Below are 19,017 nucleotides of genomic sequence, written 5' to 3'. Positions count from 1 at the left end.
GTGCATAATGCACAAGGCTATTTTCAATAGTTTTTAATTAGCAGCAATATCCACCATAGCCGCCGCCATAACCGCCGTAACCACCATAACCGCAACCGCCTCCGCCTCCGCCGAAGCAGCTAGCACCGATGATAATTAATAAAATAAACAATACGATTAGAAGCGCAAAACCGCCTCCGCAACCATGGTTTCTGCGGTTACAATCATCATGTCTGTGTTCACACTTTTCGCTCATTACTCTATTCCTCCTTTAGTATCATTCATAACAAGTTCACCTTGCTCTAAATGAGGGGATTCCATTTATAGTATGTTTTCAGGGCGAATAGGAAGCTTGGCTCACCTAAAAACGGGCTTGTTTTCGGAAATGGGCTTCATCAAAAAAAAGATACCAATTAAGGTATCTTCTAAATAAAAGTATTTAATAAAAGTGCAAAACCAAATGCAATAAATGATAACAATGTCTCAAGTACCGTCCACGTTTTAAACGTTTCCTTCACCGTTAATCCTAAATACTCTTTTACAAGCCAGAAGCCCGCATCATTTACGTGAGAAAACATTAATGATCCTGCACCCGTTACAATAACGAGCAATTCTAAATTTACACCTGACATGTGCTGAATAACTGGTGAAACAATCCCTGCGGCGGTCGTTAATGCTACTGTCGCTGAACCTGTTGCGATTCGAATTAGTCCAGCTACCATGAAAGCTAATACAATTGGTGATAACGATATATGTTCTGCCATTTGCGCAATCGCCGTTCCAACGCCGCTTTCAATTAATATTTGTTTAAATCCACCGCCTGCACCGATTATTAAAATAATGGAACCGACCGGTAGTAAACTTTCGTCCGTTAATTTTTTAATAACCTTTTTATTAATTCCTTGTCTTATTCCAAGCAAATAAAATGCTGCGAAACATGAAATAAGTAAAGCAATTACTGGACTTCCTATAAATACAAAAAATTCAGTTATCTTTTTCGGTAATGAAATATATGGTGCAACCACTGATAAAATCATTAATACAACCGGTAATAAAATAATAAAAAATGAAACTTTACGACTTGGTAAATCAGTTGATACAGTTGTAACTCGAACTAGCTCTGGTTCATTTTCAGGTATAACCCTTTTATGTACCCACTTTGCAAATATCGGTCCTGCGATAATGGCTGTTGGTAACGCGATAATTAATGAATATAAAAGTACCTTTCCTAAGTTCGCGTTATAAATACCGATTGCTGTCATCGCCCCTGGATGTGGTGGCACGAGCCCATGCACAATCGATAATCCAGCAATAACAGGTAATGCAATTAATAATATATTTTGCTTCGTCGTTTTTCGAATGGAAATAACAAGTGGTAATAAAATGACGATCCCCACTTCAAAAAATACCGGAATCCCTATAACAAATCCTGCAAATAACATAGCCCAAGGTAGTTTCTTTACACCGAAAAATCGAATAAAGAAGTCTGCCACTTGCATGCCGGCCCCTGAATCGGACATCATTTTTCCTAAAATTGTTCCGAGAGCTAAAATACCAACTAGATGCCCTAGTACACTACCAACACCAGTTTCATAGGCAGTCACTATTTTCGTCAAATTCAATCCAGACATGATAGCTAAAAATAAACTCGCAACTGTTAAACTAATAAATGCATGCCATTTCCACCATGATACCCCTAAAATAACAATCGTGATTGCAAATAACGTGACGATTAATAAGTATATATCCATCTCTCATTCCCCTTACTTTTATCCCGTATTTGCAGGCAATAAACACCTAATTGGTGCGGGATGAATCTAATGAAACACTTTATAAAAAAAGAGGGCGAATACCCTCCTTTTATACGTCATAATTCACTACATAATGCTGCATTTCTGTGTTGTAGTAGCCTTCGCTATATTCAATTACTTCGCCAACTTCATCGTAAGAATAGCGCATACGTTTTAATAACGCTGTCCCCTCTTTTTCACCTAACGCTTCTGCAACGAAACTAGGCGCAAGTCCAACAGCGAATTCATCTCTGAAGTTTTCTAAATGTATACCTCGGTCTTCAACTAAATCGTAAAGCGATTGCAAGTCAAAGTCCGATAAATCTGTACTTGCCATGTGTGCTGAGAAATAGTGCGTATAATGAATGTACGGTGCATCATTTAACGTATATAAACGTTCAATGCGAAAACTCTCCTTACCGAATAATCGAAATGGCACTGTTCCTTCTTCATTATGAACGATTTCTGCTTTGAGCAATTTCTTCTGTACTTTATATCCCTCTTCCACTAACACTTCTGTAAATTTCTTACCCTTTGACAACTTTGTCGCAGAAGTATTACGGATCACTTTCGTTCCTTTACCGCTTTTCTTTTCCAAATATCCTTCTTGAGCAAGTTCTTTAATCGCATTACGCACTGTAATTTTGCTCACTTTGAACTCTTCTTCTAACTGGGGTTCAGAAGGAATATTCGTATGAATCGCATATACACCATGCAATATTCGATCACGAATAATATTTTTTATTTGTAAATATAATGGTCCTTTTTTCCTCGTTACGTTCACCGTTACACCCACTACCTTTCTACATCACCTACTGATGCCGTCATTGCCCGAAGTATATCCTTCTCTGATGACATTGGCGTATCACCGACGATTGTATGTGCAAGCATTCCAGCTGCTGACGCAAATGAAACAGCTTTCTCTGGTGCAAACTCTTCTATCTCGCCATGAATAATCCCGCTCGTATAAGCATCTCCAGCACCTATTCTATCATATACAGAAAACGTAAGTGTTTTTGCAAAAGTGAACGCACCATCTTTACATATAAACCCGCGAAGCGAATGTGTATTATCGCTATTAATAGAGCGATGTGTACCAGCAATTGTAGCGATATGATATGTTTCAGCAACCTTTGGAATAAGATCAACAAGTTGCGCCTCTCGCTCCGTCTCCTCTGTTTTCATTCCAAGAACGAACATTGCATCTTTTTCGTTCATCATAACGATATCAGCAAGAGCCAGCATTTCTTCGTAATGTAGTTTCGCCTGCTCATATCCGTCTTCTCCCCAAAGAGATGGACGATAGTTGCAATCAAAGACGACAGTTCCTCCGTTTTCTTTCACTGCTTTCGCTAAAGATTTCATATGATGGCGCACCGTATCATTCATCGCAAGTGTAATCCCGCAAAAATGAACGATATCAATTTCCTTTGCGATTTCTTCAAATTGATACATGTCTTCACATGCCGTATTGAAGCTGCTTTCTAATCGATTTGAATATGTAACGCGGCTTGCACGTGCTCCAAATCCATTTTCTAAAAAGTACATGCCGACATATTTACCGCCTCTTGAAATAAACGGTGACTGAATGCCTAACTTTTGAATATGTGATATCGCAGCATCCCCTACAGAATTTTCCGGTAAAGTTGAAATAAGAAAGCCTTCATGCCCGAGATGAGAAAGTGCTGCTGCAACGTTCACACCTGTACCAGAAAAGGAGTAATGTAATGCGTTAGCTTGCGACAATAACTCATATCCTGGTACTTGCAGGCGCATCATTACTTCGCCAAATGCTGCAATTTTCTTACGCATATTGATCAACTAGTTTCTTCACTACCGCTAATAACTCACGCACATCTTCTACTTTCGTGTTACCAGTTTCTTTATCAATAATAGAAGAGTACACGTGCGGGATAACTTGTTCTACGTTTGCTTCAAGCGCAATACGTACAATTGTTTCGAAGTTTTCTTTATCAATTCCACCTGTTGGCTCTAATGCAAATCCCTCTTCCGCACAAGCTTTCGCAACTGCGCGATATTCTTCTTCATGAGCTAAACCTTTCATTGGGAAGTATTTCAATGAATTTCCGCCCATATCACGTACAAGTGCAATTGCTGTTTTAATTGGAACGATTGCTTTTTCTTCCCCAGCTGCACTAATTGGACCAGTAGAAATGTTTACGTAACCTACTTTTCCTGTTGGTGATACTAAACTATTAATCCAGCTATCTTTTCCGCCAAGATTTGCACGTGTCGCTCCAACTGAAGGGAACACTTGGTTAATATGGCTACCAGGATAATGCTTCGCAATTTCAGCTACAACTGCTGCTTGGCGATTATCTCCTGCGCCTAATCCGATCGATACAGCGTCATCAATTTCTTTTCCGTATGCTTTCATCACTGTAACTGCTTCTTCTACTGTTGGATAGTCTTTTGATAACACTCCCACTACTACATAACCTTCTGCTGCTTCAAAAATGTCTTTCGCATTTTCGATATTGTTCGCTAATACATTTAATGCTACACGGCCTTTATAAAAACGTTTTTGAATGTTTGTCATTTTAGTTTCCCCCTACAATTTCTCTCAATTTTTCTTCAATTACATGTACGTCATCACCTTGAAGTGGACGTGGATCAATATCAAAGAATCCTTGTCTTACGCCGTAATCACGTGTGTAAATGGCAATTTCCCCTTCGCGTAATGCTGTTACGACGTCTTTTGCTGATTTATTTAACTCGTTCTCGTTAATGTGAATACGTGCTCGAAAGATTGCTCTTCCTGCTTCATCTTGAACGATTGTTACATTTACACCGTTTAATTCTTTTAGTGGCATAAGTACTTGTAATAACTCTTTTTCTTGTTCACTTTTATCTTCTTTTACGCCGTACTCATCAAGCGCTTGAAGTAAACCGAAAGTTGTTTCTTTCCCGACTTTCATACTTCTTCCGATGCAATGTAATTGCACTTTCAGCCACTCAATATATTTTCGTTTACCGCCAACAATACCAGAAGTAGGTCCTTCAATTGCCTTTGAACCGCTATAAATGGCAAGGTCTGCATACTTCACATATTTTTGAATATCTTCTTCAGCTGCCGCATCGACGATAAGTGGGATGTTATTTCGCTGCGCAACTTCCCATGCTTCTTCAACAGAAATCATATTTTTTTGCACGGCGTGATGGGATTTCACATAAAGAATCGCTGCTGTATTCTCACTAATTGCATCTTCAATATGCTCTGCTTTCCCTTCATTTGCGTAGCCAACTTCTACAAGTTTACCGCCGCCTAAATAAATCATCGTTTCGACTGGAGCACCGTATTGAACGTTATGCCCTTTTAACATAATCACTTCGTTTTTCGCGATGACCTCTTGATGAAGTCTTTCACTTTTACGGCGATTTCCTTCTGTCACGATACCAGCGATAGAAAGTGCAATTCCGCTCGATGCTGAATTCACAACAACCGCTGCCTCTGAATCTAGAATTCTCGCAATATGGTCTCCCGCTTTATCTACTAAATCAGCAATTTCCACATAATTTTGTCCACCATGTTTCATCGCATCCATCACTGTATCTGTAGGAGCGGATACACCTAAAATACTCATTCTACCGCTCGCATTAATTACTCTTTTTAATCCGTACTTAGCATTCAATGAATGACCCATTAATTACAACCCCTTTCGTATCAATTCTTCTTTCAGCAACGCGCTGATCCCCTTCTGAATCAATTAACGTAATCGGTTCATCTTTCACCGTAAATAAAGTTAAGTTTGCAATATCGCCTTCTTGAATACGGCCAAGCTCTGGTTTTTTCAGCCACTCTGCCGCATGTTTCGTCACCGCATCAATTACTTCTTCTAGTGGATAACCTAAGTAAAGGAATTTCGAAAGAACGTGAGCCATACTATACACTGGACCGTGTATACGATTCTTTCGATAAATATCTGTACTAATTGTATTAAAAGCAATATCGTGACGCTTCGCCGCTTCTGCTACTTTAAAAGAAAAACTAGCATTGCCGTGACCAACATCTAAATGAACACCGCGCTTCACTGCATCTAGTAATACAGGTAGCGGTTTTCCTTTTTCATCAAATAAATTATTTTCTTTCCCGTTTAAGTAATGTGTAATGACATCATCTTTTTCTAAAAGAGGTACAACTTCCTCTATGCGAGGAGGTGCTGAACCGATATGTACCATAATCGGCAATGATGTTTCACGAGATAACGAGCGCGCTACATGAAGCGGTTCAATTCCGCTATCACAAACGACACTTTTACTCATTCTCGCCTTTAACCCAACGATTACATCTTTATACTTTTCTACTGCTTCTATTACTTTCTCTTTATCGATCCATTCCATATTGGATAATTCATCAATTCGTTTCAAACCGATGCGAGAAATATTTAAAAAGGCAAATAAATTCGTTTTCGCCTGCTCTCTACTTTTTACTAAATCTGCAATACGATCAGCTCCGCAGCTACCCGCATCAACAATTGTCGTTACCCCTTGCTTAACGCCAATTTCATCCACCTCATCGCCATACGGATCAAACTCTGGAAAAGCATGAACGTGTAAATCAATCCAGCCACTCGATACGTAAGTACCTGAGTAATCAAGAACCTTTCCACCCTCGCCAGCACCAGCTTTCGTCACCTGTGCGATTTTATTATTTTCAATTACAATGTCAATCTCTTCCCCGTTCACACGTTTCACATTACGTAGTACGAATCGTTCTGTCATTGTACTTCCACCCTTTTCTATAAGAAGCCATAAGAATACGCTTACATTAAAGTTTCATTTTTTATATCTCTTTCACACGTTTAGCGTAACACAAAAAAAGGGAGAAGTAAATATAACGTTATAATGTTTAGTTTTATATTAAAATGTGAGTTTCCATTACATATTCGGACAACCTATAAGCAGGAGGGATATTCTTGGGATTTCGAATTTTATTATTTATAATTTTAATCACTTTGTATGTACCAACAACGGTTAGTGCAGCCCCTCCATCACTCACGGCTGCATTTATCCGGGATCATCAGCTATGGATAAAGACAGGAAATCAAGAAATACAAATCACAAAAAATCGATATGTGTATTCTCCAAAATGGTCTTATGACGGTAGGTTTATTGGCTATATTGATAGTGATGAAGCGGGTAAAGAATCTAACTTATTCATTTATGATACAAAGGAGAAAATAAACTATCAGCCTTATGTAAGAGTCGTAACATCTGACTTTAAGTGGTCACCAAATAAAAATCAATTGGCTTACACTGATCAAGGTTTATTAAACATTACAAAAATAAAGAATGGTCGCCCACAAGGTTTTGAAAATGTATCACTTGGGGTTAGTGATTTTGAATGGTTCCCGAACGGAAAGGAATTTATCGTCTCCTCACAATCCTGCTTGCGTCCGACCGGATGGGGCAAGGTTCCACTTTATAAAATACCAGTCGATGCAAATCTTGCTAAAGATAAAATAAAGCCTTTTTATACGATTCAAACAAATGAAACTGATTTATTTGCGATTAACGCTAACTATTTCAAGTGGAGTTCTGATGGAAAGTGGATTAGCTTTTTGGCTAGTCCTACTGCCTCTTTGGCAATGGATAGCAATACATTATGTGTTATCTCATCAAAAGGGACACACTTTCGAACGATTGGTAACATGCTATGGTTCAAAGATTGGATGAAGTGGGCTCCATCAACTAATCAACTGGCCTATATTTCAGGGGAAGGAAGGTTTTTTGTAGAAAATAAAAAATTCACAGTTGCAGACATGGTAACAGCAAAACAACAAAAGGTCTACACACCAGTCGGTTATGTAGACCTTGATTTAGAATGGTTTTCACCAAATAAGGTGGTTGTAGCTCGTGCAACAGAAAATAAGGCATGGAAAGAAGGTCCTGTTCCGACGATGTTTACAACACTTTATATGATCAATATAAAAACAGAAGAACAGCGACAAATCTCGTTCCCAAAACAGAATGAACGTGATGAAGACCCTGAAGTTATTGGACCTTATCTTACTTGGCTTCGCAAGAAAACAAATGTATATAAAGGTGATGTCTGGGTAAAGGATAGCTTACATAGTCAGGAGTATATATGGCTGAAGAATGTTGATGAGGCTCCGACCTTTTTTAATCGGAATGAACGTCATTGAAAATGTGTTCATTACAATCCTCGTCATATAAAGTGAAACTTTAATCAGCCCTCACCAATCGGACTTTTATGTGCAGCCCGCCCCCCGCCTAACTTCTTTGCTTTCGCTGAATTTTGAGGTGGGGGTCTTACTGCCCATTAAAGCGGGATAAAAATTTGTATCTGTTCCCCTATTTGATTCTCCCGCAATAGAGCACTATTATGGGAGAGTCAAGATTATCTATTCCTGAACCGTCACAATAACCCCATCCATATTATTCCCCGAAATTTCATACTGCTTATTCGCTGGAACATTCACTTTCCTGTTCCCGGATACTTTATAATAAGAAACCGTATATTTCTTACCTTCCACATCCGTTGTGATTTCTTTTTTCTCTTTTAAGAAGTCCAAATATTCCTCTAATGTAATTTTCTCCTTTTGCATAATGGCACTATGCGGTAATCCGACATAACGTATATGCCACGGCTCATATTGAATGCCTGTAATATGACTTTTATTTTTCGGATAACGTAAAACAAACCCGTGCTTCCATACATTATTCGCAATCCATTTTCCTTCAGGCGCTTTCTCCATTTTCTTTTGCGTAGACCCAACGTCCAGTGATAATCCTAAATTATGTTCACTATATCCTGCTGGGAGTGCATAGTCAGATCCCATTTCTTTATATAACTTACTTTGCTCTTTAAAATCTCGATACCCGCTACTCATTAAGAAATGCTGTACGCCATCTTTTCCAGCTGCATCGACAACGTTCAAAAAACTTTTCACAACACCCTTTGATAAGCGCAGATTTCTATCAAATATGACGTAACCTCTTACTAATTCACTATTGTGATTTACATTTATAATGTCAGACCTAATACTATCTTTTTTAACTGGGTAATCTTTATTCACTAATAACAGATCCCCTTTATAAATTTCTTCTTTTGTAATCTCTATATTTTCCGTATTCGCAGCCCTTACCGTATTATCTTTGTCGGCAATTTTAACATCGAGCTCCTTTTGGAATAATGGTGATATATATACGCCTACACAGATTGTGCATGCTATAAAAAAAGAAATAAATACCCACTTTTTCATTTCTAGTTCCTCCTTAACGTAACTTACGTATAGAATAGAAAAAACTATTAAAATAAAAAGTGGGGTAAAGTTTAAATTTTTATTAAATTGTTAAGTTCTCTTCTTTTGGCAATCGCACTTCAAACATTGTTCTAACGACATTACTTTCAGCAGAAATCTTACCGTTATGCTGCTCAACAATATTCTTCGCAATAAACAGCCCAAGGCCTGTCCCGCCACGGTTCTCAGTTCTCGATTTATCACCTGTATAAAACATATCAAAAAGATACGGTAAATCTTCTTCTGGAACGCTATCTCCGTAATTAATAATTTGTACGACAACTTCTTCATTATCGATATACCCATTCAAATCAACAAATTGCCCATCATATCCGTATCGAACGGCATTTGTTAACAAGTTTTCAAATACTCTAGCTAACAATTTCCCATCACCGTTAATCCGCAAATGAGGTCCAATATTCAACCTAGCTTCTAAATGATGTTTCTCTAATAAAGGATACAATTCCTCATCTAACTGTATAAGTAGTTCACTTATATCAATCGGTTTTTTATCCAGCTTTAGCATGCCATAATTCATACGTGTAATTTCAAATAACTCATCGATTAAACTTTCAAGCCTTTGCGATTTCGTATATGCAATCGTGGAAAAATGTTTAATTTGTTCTTTCGTCAAATTCTCATCTTTAAGAATTAAATCTAAATAACCTAAAACAGATGTTAACGGCGTTCTTAAATCGTGAGCTAAATTAACAATGAGCTGATCTTTACTACTTTCCGCAAAGTCTCCTCGTTCAACCGCTTCCTTTAATTTTTCACTCGCTACATTTATTTCACGTGCGATATATCCAAACTCATCATTAGATGAAACGCGCACTTCATTTGTAAAATCACCGTTCGCCAAATGATGAATTCCGTTTGAAATCTCATCAAAATATTTTAAATACGGTCTAGTAAGGAAGAAGAAAAACATAATAGATAGAGGAATGAAAATAATCAAAAAGAAATTAACATCTCCAATTTGTCTTACCATTGAACGGAATTGGGCTAATGGATCTTCAAAACGAACGACTAATTTGTAATAGATACGTAACCCTTCATAAATGATATACGTTACACCGCCAGCAAATATCATACTTAATACAAATAGCATAATCATCTTCGAGCGAAAGCTTCTCATCTTTTTAGCCATTGAAAGTATAACCTACTCCCCACACTGTTTTTATTAACTTGTCCTTTCTTTTATCTTCTCCAAGTTTTTTCCGCAACGTACGAATATGTACCATAACTGTATTTCCGCCTTCATAATAATCATCCGCCCATACTTGTTGAAAAATATTTTCCACATTGTACACTTTCTTCGGATGACTCGCTAATAAATATAAAATATCAAACTCTTTCGGTGTTAATTCAACTTGTTCTCCATACACATTTACCGTTCTTCGCTCAGGATCAATAACGACTCCGCCTACCTCTAAAGCAGATTTATTGTCCACTACTTTCGGCTGATTTAACGTAAGAAATCGGCGTAATTGTGCATTTACACGCGCAACTAATTCAATCGGTGTAAAAGGTTTCGTCATATAATCATCTGCACCTAATACTAAACCTGTCACCTTATCAAAATCAGACGTTTTCGCACTTAAGAAAATGATTGGCATATGGTGCTTCGCACGAATTTGGCGCGTCACTTCATACCCATCCATTTTCGGCATCATAATATCTAAAACCACTAAGTCGATTGGCTGCGTTTCAATAACATGAATTGCCTCTTCTCCATCAGCTGCCTTCACGACGTGGTACCCTTCTTTCTCTAAATGTATCTCAATTAAATCAGCAATTTCTGCCTCATCATCCGCTATTAAAATTGAAATGCGCTTCATTTTACTCCCCCTTTATACGCTCGATTGTAAACTAGTCTATCCAATTTGTACAATACGAAAAGGCTACTCACGAGAGTAACCTTAGTAAATGAAATTATATCGACGTTTCGACAAGGAATATCGACTTACCGACAATTACCGACGAAATTCGCCCGTTATTATTTTAAAGACTCAACCTACCGCTCCAAAACAATCCGCTGTTTCGTAATTTCCGCCAACCTTCCGCGGTCTACTTCATACTCAGTATCAACGCTTTGTGGTACAATCACTTTTCCGCCCTCAAGCATCACTTCCGGTGAAATAATATCCCTCTCCCAGTGCCTACTAGAGGCAGATATATCACCTGGAATCGTAAAGTTCGGCAGTGAAGCAAGCGCAACATTTTGCGCTCGTGAAATCCCCATCTCTACCATACCACCGCACCAAACTGGGATGTTATGCTCCATGCAATAATTATGGATTTGAATCGACTCCGTTAATCCGCCCACTCGCCCTGGTTTAATATTAACGATGCGGCAGCTGCCAAGCGTAATCGCAACGCGTGCGTCTTCTATACTGTGGATGCTTTCGTCTAAACAAATCGGCGTTTCCATTTTCTTTTGCAGCTGTGCATGGTCGAGAAAATCATAATCCGCTAACGGTTGTTCAATCATCATCAATTGAAATTCATCTAATCGTTTCAATTTCTCCGTATCCGCTAACGTGTACGCTGAATTTGCATCAGCCATTAACGGGATGTGCGGAAACTCTTTACGAATCTCTTTCAATAACTCGTAATCATGCTCTGGCTTTATTTTCACTTTAAAACGCTCGTATCCTTCTTCTGCATACTTCTCGATTTGTTTTAACATAACCGGTATTGTATTGATACCAATCACAACACCGACTTCAATTTCAGACCTATTTCCGCCAAGCAATGTCGCTAACGACTGCTTTTGACGCTTCGCATATAAATCCCAAACAGCACCTTCAATTCCGGCCTTTGCCATTCGGTTTCTTTTTATATGTTGGAACAAACCTGGCACTTCATTCGGATGAGAAATCTCCGCCTTTAATAAATCAGGTAATAAAAAATCCTGAAGTACATGCAATGCTGTCTTCACTGTTTCTTCCGTATACCACGGTTCAGAGAATGCAACGACTTCGCCAAATCCAATATAGCCATCTGTATCTTCTAATTCAATGACGATACTCTCACGCTTTTCATACGTTCCGTAGCTTGCAGCAAACGGGATTACGAGTGGCATTTCCGTTATATGAAGCGTCGCTTTTTTTATTTCCACCTACATCCCCTCCACTAATTGTCTTAACTCTCGTCTTAACAATTTTTTCGAAGCATTTCGTGGCAATTCCTCTAAGAAACACGCTTTTTTCGGCACTTTATATTTCGCTAATTTCTCCTCGCAAAAATGAAGAATTTCTTCTTCTGTTACTTCTCCGCTTTTTACAACAAAAGCAGCGGGTACTTGTCCCCATTTATCGTCATTCATGCCGACAACACCAGCTTCCGCTACCATCGGATGAGAAAGTAACACTTCTTCAATTTGAGCCGGATATATATTCTCTCCGCCAGAAATAATTAAATCACTGCGGCGATCTAATACGTATAAAAATCCTTCTTCGTCTAAATAACCGAGGTCACCAGTATGAAGCCACCCGTTTTGAATAGTTTCGCGCGTCGCATCTTCACGGTTAAAATAACCACCTGTTACATTCGGTCCTTTTACTACGATCTCGCCTTCCACAAACGGCGGTACTACTACGCCATCTTTTTCAATACGAAGTTGGCACTGAAATAGTGGTTTCCCAGTTGATCCTACTTTCGTTAACATATAATCTGCGGATAACGTACAAATTTGCGACGACGTTTCTGTCATACCGTACGTTTGATACACAGGAATTCCTTTATCTACACAAGTTTCTAATAACGGTTTCGGCGCTGGTCCTCCGCCAAGTAACATACATCGTAAAGAAGATGGATATGTCTCTTCTCCAAGTCTCTCTAATAAATCAGTTAACATTTTAGAAACGACAGAAATGATCGTAACACCTCTCGTTTGAAGTGCTTTATGAATAAAATCAGCATCATATTTCGGAACGAGTAAAATACGCATTCCGTACATAACATTTTTCATTAAAAGAGATAGCCCGCCAACGTGGAACATTGGCATACAAGCTAACCAGCAATCATCATCACGAAGCCCTAAATTAAGCGAAGAACCGACTGCGCTTGCCCAGTGATTGCCGTACGTTAAAATAACGCCTTTCGGTTTTCCTGTCGTCCCTGACGTATAAATGATTGTCATCGCTTCTTCTAAAGAGAATTCTTCTTGTATAGAGGCTTCCGCCTTCGATCCATTCATCACTTCGGCGAACGAATATACAAGAACATCTTTAGCCTCGAAATCTTGATCCGTCACTAAGCATATAACTTCAGCATCATCCATTTGCCAAAGTAGCTCTTCTCTTGAAAGACGCGTATTTAAAAGCACAGCTACTGCACCTACGTAAGATAGGGCGTGAATAACTGTAATCATCTCCATACCATTTTTCATCAGAACAGCCACCTTTTGCCCACGCTTCACTCCTACATGCGTGAGGTGTTCACAAACAGATACTACTTTTTCATGCAGCTGCATAAAAGTAACTTTCTCTTCCTCTATTTCAATTGCAGTGCGATCTGGTGTTAAAAATGCACGTTGCTTTAACCAATTTGGCATCGTCTCCATCATACATTCTCCTTTCATGAAAGAAAGAGACTTGATATGACATCAAGTCTCTTAGTTGTTTTGTTTCCGGTTGATCTCATCTAGCTACAGCAGCTAGAACAGTCGGTCGTTTCACGCCTTCCTACGAGGCAAAAAGCGCCTCTACGTCAGGAGTTCCAACGCCCTCTTGTTCTAAGCAAGCCGCTTCCGCTTTTGGTTTCATCCAGCTACAGCGGCTAGAATATTCAGTGGCTTCACTTCTTCCTACGAGGCTAAAAGCGCCTCTTCGTCAGAAGCTCCATCCCCCTCACATTCTAAGCGAGCCGCTTCCGCTTTTGGTTTCATCTAGCTGCGCCTCCTAGCCCCTTCCGTCTAAGAACCTTCCGCACGAGAAAGTAAAAAACACTTTCTGTGCGAAAGAACCTTAGCCTACGAGGCTAAACAGTCGGCTCCGCTTTTGGTTTGATCACGGGAAACGAGGGAATTGACCGAAGTCCGGACTGCGTTTTTCTTTGAACGCGTCACGACCTTCTTTTGCTTCGTCAGTTGTGTAGTACAATAACGTTGCATCTCCAGCTAATTGTTGAATACCAGCTAGACCGTCTGTGTCTGCGTTGAATGCAGCTTTTAGGAAACGAAGTGCCATTGGGCTGTTTGCTAAGATTTCTTGTGCCCATTGTACTGTTTCTGCTTCAAGCTCTTCTAATGGTACTACTGTGTTTACTAAGCCCATATCAAGCGCTTCCTGTGCGCTGTATTGACGGCATAGGTACCAAATTTCGCGAGCTTTCTTGTGGCCTACCATACGAGCTAAGTAACCAGCTCCGTATCCACCGTCAAAGCTTCCTACTTTAGGACCTGTTTGTCCGAATACAGCGTTGTCTGCAGCGATTGTTAAGTCACATACGATATGAAGTACGTGTCCACCACCGATTGCATAACCTGCTACCATTGCGATAACTGGTTTAGGAATTGCGCGAATTAGACGTTGTAGGTCTAATACATTTAAACGAGGGATTTGGTCGTCACCTACATATCCACCATGACCGCGAACTTTTTGGTCGCCGCCAGAACAGAATGCACGTCCACCTTCACCTGTTAAAATGATAACGCCAACATTTGCATCATCACGAGCGTGTGCAAAAGCGTTGATTAACTCCATTACCGTTTTAGGACGGAATGCGTTATGTACTTCAGGACGGTTAATCGAAATCTTTGCGATACCATTGTATGTTGAATAAATAATATCTTCGTAATTGCCTTCTTTTACCCATTCAATAGCCATTACAACTACCTCCTTGTATATTTCTGATCTCCTCTATAAGTGTAGCTTCCTTCTTAGATGAAAAAGCATCACTGCATAGTTTTTAGAAATCCCTTTACTATTGTATCAAACTTTTCCGGTTGTTCCACATGAATTGCATGGCCAGCACCATCAATTTTGACAAATTTCGCGTCAGAGACGTATTTTTCGATGTTTTTTAATATGCGAAAGAACTTTTCATCATGCTCCCCATTCATTAAAAGAACAGGTATTTTTAAGTTTTGCAGCTCGTTCCACCATGAAGGCTGAGCCCCTGTTCCCATGCCGCGCAAGCTATTTGCAATTCCTTTTGGATTGTTAGCAACTCTTTCTTTTCGCACTGCTTCTTGTACATTTTGTGCTAAACGTTTTTGCGTTTCAAACAGAGGAATATTTTCCCACATCATTACAAAACTATTGATGCCTTCTCGCTCAATTTTATCGGCAAGTCGCTCATCTTTTTCACAGCGTTCTTTTCTAGCCTCTTCACTTTCAAGCCCAGCTGTACAATTTTCTAATAAAAGAGAATGTACATACTCTGGATATAGACATGCCATCGTAATCGCCAGTCTACCGCCCATTGAATAGCCGAGTATGTGCGCTTTTTCAATATGAAGGTAATCTAGTAGTTCTTTCATTTGCAATGCTACATTTCGAATATCATAATGAGTCACATCTTCAGGACTTTCCGTTTTTCCGTGCCCCACAATGTCTACTAAAATGACTTGAAACTGCTCACTCCAAGAAGGAACGAAGGATCGCCACGTTTCCATGCTTCCCGTAAAACCATGAAGAAGTAGAAGTGGTTCCCCGCTTCCGACCACTTCATATTCATACGATACACCTTGCAGCGTTACGTTCATTTTGATTCACCTTGCAACGATGTAGTAATTACGTCCTGCGTTTTTGCCCACAATTTACGGTGCAATGTTAAGTTTTCATCACGGTTCGTACAAATTTCTACAACGTGTAAACCTTCCGTCGTCGTTCCTTTTTGTACCTCTTCTCGGAATTGCTCCCAACCATTTACACGGTTAAATGAACCGCCGTACATTTTAACAACATGCTCGTAATCAAGTCCAATTGGCGTTCCAAATAATGATTCGAAATGTTCCTTTTTCTCATACTGTGGTAAGAATGAGAAAATACCACCACCGTCATTATTTACAACGACAATTGTTATATTTAATTCATGTAATTTTGCGGCTAATAATCCGTTTAAATCGTGATAAAATGATAAATCACCAATAACTAATACGAGCGGATCGCAAATAATACTCGCTCCTAAAGCTGTCGAAATGATTCCATCAATCCCGTTTACACCACGGTTTGCCATCACTTGAATATTTTTATCCGATGTGAAGAAGAATGAATCTGTATCACGAATTGGCATACTATTACTCGCAAATAATGTTGCCCCTTCTGGTAGTACGCGGACGATATCCGTAATAACTTTCCCTTCAAATGCAGTTTCATATGTTTCCATTTCACGAAGCATTTCCTTCGTTTTTTCGTTTATATGTTGCCACATTCCGAACCAATCATTCTTTTTCATAACTGGCATTTTTTCTATTAGTGCCCTGCAAAATGTAATATCACTTGCCTGTACAACTTCTGTCGCAACGAGAGCTGGATCTCTCCATTGTCCAGATTCGTCAACAACGATATGAACGGCTTTCGTCTGTTTTTTAATGAACTGCGTTAATGCTTTCGAAACAGGCATACCACCAAAGCGAATCATAACTTCTGGCTTCCACGTTTCTTTTAACAGCTCATTTCGTAAAAATGTATCGTAACAGTCGATTACCATCGTTTTATCGTGATGTCCGCTACGAATGTTAGAAAGTGGATCCGCTAATATTGGATATCCCGTTTTCTCAGCTAGTTCTGCCGCAAACGCTGCGATTTCTGAATGACTATCATCTCCACAAATAATAAGCCCCTTTTCCATATGTGAAAGGCGCCCTACAAGAGAATCTACATATTCACTCGGCATCATCACGTTCCCTTGCTGAACTACTCCTGTATATTCTCCGCGTCCTTTATCCCATAAACTTTCTAATGAGAAATCTGGGATAAGCGGCTCGCGAACTGGAAAATTAAGATGAACAGGTCCTTGCGGCGCTAGAAGTGCGCTTGCTATCGTGCGCTGCGTCGTCATGCGAGCATAATGATACATCGCTTCACTCGCTTCTGGAAGTGCCATCTCTGTAAATTGCTTCACAAATGTACCGTATAAATTGAATTGATTCATCGCTTGTGGTGCACCAACATCTCTTAATTCATGCGGTCTATCTGCCGTTAAGACGATAAGCGGCACTCGTGAATGAAAAGCTTCACATACAGCTGGATAGTAGTTCGCTGCTGCCGTTCCTGACGTACATAATAATGCAACAGGGCGTTTTTTTGCTTTTGCGATACCGAGTGCAAAAAATCCCGCTGATCTTTCATCTACATGTAAATATGTGTTCATTCCTTCATGTTGTTCCATTAGTAGAGCAATCGGTGTTGACCGTGAGCCTGGACTAATGACAACATCACATACATTTAGACGCGTCAGTTCATCCACGAACGCGCCTAAATAATATGATAATGCTTCTATATGATTGTTCATTTCATTAATTCCTCCAAAGCACCAAGCATCGGTCTAAACTTCAAGCTTGTTTCTTCATATTCAAGTTGCGGTACTGAATCAATTACAATCCCGCACCCGGCAAATAAGGATGCTTTTGCGCCATTTAATAATCCGCAGCGAAGTGCAACCGCAAATTCACCATTTCCTTCATCATCTATCCAGCCAATCGGTGCACCATATAACCCTCTGTCTAACAATTCAACATCACGAATCAGTTTCATCGCTTCCAAACGAGGTGTCCCGCCAAGAGCTGGTGTTGGGTGTAATTCTTCTACCATTGTTAAAAGACTCGCATCGCCTTTTGCCTCTACAGGCGTATATAAATGAATTAAGTTTTTCGTTGTTAATAAGCCCGGACTTTCCGGAATATTAACGGATTCGCAGTGCTCATTTAGTACTCCTCGAATCATGTTCACAACATAACCGTGTTCAGCTAAATTCTTTTCATCATGAAGAAGCGCATTACTATTTCGTTTACTTTCTTCTATAGATTGACCATGACCAGTTGAACCAGCAAGACACATCGACGTAAACTTCTCATCTTCTTTGCGAATTAATCTCTCTGGCGTCGCTCCTAAGAAGCATGCTCCTTTATAATCAAAAGAAAATACGTAACAATCTGGTTGCCCAATGCGAAGTGCTTCTAAAACAAGAGCAGAATCAATATGATGATCCATTTCTACTTTTAGCTCCCTCGCTAATACAACCTTCTGCACGTTCCCCTGCTTCATCTCATCTTGCACTTTCTCAATGGCCTTCATCCAGCCTTTCGGATCTACTTCTACTTTAGAAGTAACTGTTAATTTCGATCCTTCGAGTGCACATTTACTCTCCCCAAAAATTTTCTCTTCTAAAGAAACAATTTCGTTATAAAGAGTTTCTGCACAATCAGTTGCTGAAACGAATGTATTCATTGTTAACCATGCTTTTTCATTTTTTACAGTTAATAAAAATGCTGGTAGTGAAAATGTCGTATCATCAAATTCTTTCCATAAGTCGGTTTTCTCTTTTTCTTGGTCAAATGAAAATCCACCAAATAAAAGAGGACCTGTTCCAAATTCGTATCTTTCTCTTTGTACAAATGCTTTCTCTTTTACTTTATCCCACTCGTCACGAGCCGTTTGAAAGCGTTTGTGAGAAGAAGTTGCTATAGTGAAAACAGAGCCAATTCCAGCAAATATTACATGCTGAGCTGGGTCTGCAAAATAACATCTATTTTCGAATGAGATCCTTTTTCCTGCTGCATAAAACAGAAGCGGATCTATCCAGTCTATTTGTTTTACGAAGCTAACCAATATTTTTTCATCAGTTGCACGCTTAATGGCTGCACTAAGAACTTCTTGCAAGCCTATTTGTTTCGTTTGAATCACAATTGTCTCCCCCCTATGGGCGAAAAATAGTCATAATTACGCTTGATTTTAAGATACACCTCAAACGAAAGGCCTGTCAACGTTTAGCATTTCTGAGAAATTCAC

The 19,017-nt window shown here is 39.4% G+C and carries 17 protein-coding genes; 1 reads left to right on the top strand and 16 read right to left on the bottom strand.

What is annotated here, in order from left to right:
- Nucleotides 1-37: 37 nt before the first annotated feature.
- The 7 genes from ACSG5Z_RS08320 to ACSG5Z_RS08290 form a co-directional block, all read right to left on the bottom strand.
- Entirely contained in the window at nucleotides 38-235 is a 198-nt protein-coding gene (locus tag ACSG5Z_RS08320; protein ID WP_001290407.1) for a YjcZ family sporulation protein, read from the bottom strand.
- A gap of 169 nt (nucleotides 236-404) precedes the next feature.
- Nucleotides 405-1,730, bottom strand: coding sequence for a gluconate permease GntP (gntP, locus tag ACSG5Z_RS08315; protein WP_060486625.1), 1,326 nt, complete (start codon nucleotides 1,728-1,730; stop codon nucleotides 405-407).
- A gap of 109 nt (nucleotides 1,731-1,839) precedes the next feature.
- A complete protein-coding gene (locus ACSG5Z_RS08310) occupies nucleotides 1,840-2,565 on the bottom strand; it encodes a GntR family transcriptional regulator (protein WP_000539264.1) in 726 nt (241 codons plus the stop codon).
- Nucleotides 2,565-3,581, bottom strand: coding sequence for a sugar kinase (locus ACSG5Z_RS08305; protein WP_137012136.1), 1,017 nt, complete (start codon nucleotides 3,579-3,581; stop codon nucleotides 2,565-2,567). Before ACSG5Z_RS08305 ends, ACSG5Z_RS08310 begins: the two co-directional genes overlap by 1 nt.
- Complete coding sequence (gene dagF, locus ACSG5Z_RS08300; RefSeq protein WP_435711279.1) at nucleotides 3,574-4,329, bottom strand: 2-dehydro-3-deoxy-phosphogluconate aldolase; 756 nt, start codon at nucleotides 4,327-4,329, stop codon at nucleotides 3,574-3,576. Before dagF ends, ACSG5Z_RS08305 begins: the two co-directional genes overlap by 8 nt.
- Nucleotide 4,330: 1 nt before the next feature.
- Entirely contained in the window at nucleotides 4,331-5,434 is a 1,104-nt protein-coding gene (locus tag ACSG5Z_RS08295; RefSeq protein WP_435711278.1) for a DgaE family pyridoxal phosphate-dependent ammonia lyase, read from the bottom strand.
- Entirely contained in the window at nucleotides 5,412-6,512 is a 1,101-nt protein-coding gene (locus ACSG5Z_RS08290) for an amidohydrolase/deacetylase family metallohydrolase (RefSeq protein ID WP_435711277.1), read from the bottom strand. The genes ACSG5Z_RS08295 and ACSG5Z_RS08290 overlap by 23 nt, the downstream gene beginning before the upstream one ends.
- Before the next feature lie 194 nt (nucleotides 6,513-6,706).
- Here ACSG5Z_RS08290 and ACSG5Z_RS08285 point away from each other — a divergent pair, with 194 nt between their 5' ends.
- Nucleotides 6,707-7,936 carry a translocation protein TolB gene (locus tag ACSG5Z_RS08285; protein WP_435711276.1) on the top strand — a complete coding sequence of 410 codons (1,230 nt, stop codon included), beginning with the start codon at nucleotides 6,707-6,709 and terminating at the stop codon, nucleotides 7,934-7,936.
- Nucleotides 7,937-8,155: 219 nt separating this feature from the next.
- Here ACSG5Z_RS08285 and ACSG5Z_RS08280 read toward each other — a convergent pair whose 3' ends face one another.
- From ACSG5Z_RS08280 to ACSG5Z_RS08240, 9 genes are all read right to left on the bottom strand, one after another.
- A complete protein-coding gene (locus tag ACSG5Z_RS08280) occupies nucleotides 8,156-9,016 on the bottom strand; it encodes a M15 family metallopeptidase (RefSeq protein ID WP_435711275.1) in 861 nt (286 codons plus the stop codon).
- A gap of 82 nt (nucleotides 9,017-9,098) precedes the next feature.
- Nucleotides 9,099-10,205 (bottom strand): sensor histidine kinase, encoded by a 1,107-nt coding sequence (locus ACSG5Z_RS08275; RefSeq protein ID WP_435711274.1) that lies wholly within the window; start codon nucleotides 10,203-10,205, stop codon nucleotides 9,099-9,101.
- Entirely contained in the window at nucleotides 10,198-10,896 is a 699-nt protein-coding gene (locus tag ACSG5Z_RS08270; protein ID WP_435711273.1) for a response regulator transcription factor, read from the bottom strand. The genes ACSG5Z_RS08275 and ACSG5Z_RS08270 overlap by 8 nt, the downstream gene beginning before the upstream one ends.
- A 176-nt stretch (nucleotides 10,897-11,072) precedes the next feature.
- Nucleotides 11,073-12,179 carry an o-succinylbenzoate synthase gene (menC, locus tag ACSG5Z_RS08265; RefSeq protein ID WP_435711272.1) on the bottom strand — a complete coding sequence of 369 codons (1,107 nt, stop codon included), beginning with the start codon at nucleotides 12,177-12,179 and terminating at the stop codon, nucleotides 11,073-11,075.
- Nucleotides 12,180-13,625 carry an o-succinylbenzoate--CoA ligase gene (locus ACSG5Z_RS08260; protein ID WP_435711271.1) on the bottom strand — a complete coding sequence of 482 codons (1,446 nt, stop codon included), beginning with the start codon at nucleotides 13,623-13,625 and terminating at the stop codon, nucleotides 12,180-12,182.
- A gap of 445 nt (nucleotides 13,626-14,070) precedes the next feature.
- A complete protein-coding gene (gene menB / locus ACSG5Z_RS08255; protein ID WP_000963888.1) occupies nucleotides 14,071-14,889 on the bottom strand; it encodes a 1,4-dihydroxy-2-naphthoyl-CoA synthase in 819 nt (272 codons plus the stop codon).
- A gap of 68 nt (nucleotides 14,890-14,957) precedes the next feature.
- Nucleotides 14,958-15,770: a 2-succinyl-6-hydroxy-2,4-cyclohexadiene-1-carboxylate synthase gene (menH, locus tag ACSG5Z_RS08250; protein WP_262744981.1), complete on the bottom strand. Its 813-nt coding sequence runs from the start codon at nucleotides 15,768-15,770 to the stop codon at nucleotides 14,958-14,960.
- Nucleotides 15,767-17,521 (bottom strand): 2-succinyl-5-enolpyruvyl-6-hydroxy-3-cyclohexene-1-carboxylic-acid synthase, encoded by a 1,755-nt coding sequence (gene menD / locus ACSG5Z_RS08245; RefSeq protein WP_435711270.1) that lies wholly within the window; start codon nucleotides 17,519-17,521, stop codon nucleotides 15,767-15,769. The genes menH and menD overlap by 4 nt, the downstream gene beginning before the upstream one ends.
- Entirely contained in the window at nucleotides 17,518-18,912 is a 1,395-nt protein-coding gene (locus ACSG5Z_RS08240; protein ID WP_060486614.1) for an isochorismate synthase, read from the bottom strand. The genes menD and ACSG5Z_RS08240 overlap by 4 nt, the downstream gene beginning before the upstream one ends.
- Nucleotides 18,913-19,017: the final 105 nt, after the last annotated feature.

The organism is Bacillus pretiosus (assembly GCF_051294775.1).
GTDB classification, from domain to species: Bacteria; Bacillota; Bacilli; order Bacillales; family Bacillaceae_G; genus Bacillus_A; species Bacillus_A wiedmannii.
This window is presented reverse-complemented; position numbering and strand designations above follow the sequence as displayed.

Excerpts from the sequence above, each read along its gene's own strand:
- ACSG5Z_RS08320 (WP_001290407.1), bottom strand. The coding sequence starts at position 235 with ATGAGCGAAAAGTGTGAACACAGACATGATGATTGTAACCGCAGAAAC.
- gntP (WP_060486625.1), bottom strand. The coding sequence starts at position 1,730 with ATGGATATATACTTATTAATCGTCACGTTATTTGCAATCACGATTGTT.
- ACSG5Z_RS08305 (WP_137012136.1), bottom strand. The coding sequence starts at position 3,581 with ATGCGTAAGAAAATTGCAGCATTTGGCGAAGTAATGATGCGCCTGCAA.
- dagF (WP_435711279.1), bottom strand. The coding sequence starts at position 4,329 with ATGACAAACATTCAAAAACGTTTTTATAAAGGCCGTGTAGCATTAAAT.
- ACSG5Z_RS08295 (WP_435711278.1), bottom strand. The coding sequence starts at position 5,434 with ATGGGTCATTCATTGAATGCTAAGTACGGATTAAAAAGAGTAATTAAT.
- ACSG5Z_RS08290 (WP_435711277.1), bottom strand. The coding sequence starts at position 6,512 with ATGACAGAACGATTCGTACTACGTAATGTGAAACGTGTGAACGGGGAA.
- ACSG5Z_RS08280 (WP_435711275.1), bottom strand. The coding sequence starts at position 9,016 with ATGAAAAAGTGGGTATTTATTTCTTTTTTTATAGCATGCACAATCTGT.
- ACSG5Z_RS08275 (WP_435711274.1), bottom strand. The coding sequence starts at position 10,205 with ATGGCTAAAAAGATGAGAAGCTTTCGCTCGAAGATGATTATGCTATTT.
- ACSG5Z_RS08270 (WP_435711273.1), bottom strand. The coding sequence starts at position 10,896 with ATGAAGCGCATTTCAATTTTAATAGCGGATGATGAGGCAGAAATTGCT.
- ACSG5Z_RS08260 (WP_435711271.1), bottom strand. The coding sequence starts at position 13,625 with ATGGAGACGATGCCAAATTGGTTAAAGCAACGTGCATTTTTAACACCA.
- menB (WP_000963888.1), bottom strand. The coding sequence starts at position 14,889 with ATGGCTATTGAATGGGTAAAAGAAGGCAATTACGAAGATATTATTTAT.
- menH (WP_262744981.1), bottom strand. The coding sequence starts at position 15,770 with ATGAACGTAACGCTGCAAGGTGTATCGTATGAATATGAAGTGGTCGGA.
- menD (WP_435711270.1), bottom strand. The coding sequence starts at position 17,521 with ATGAACAATCATATAGAAGCATTATCATATTATTTAGGCGCGTTCGTG.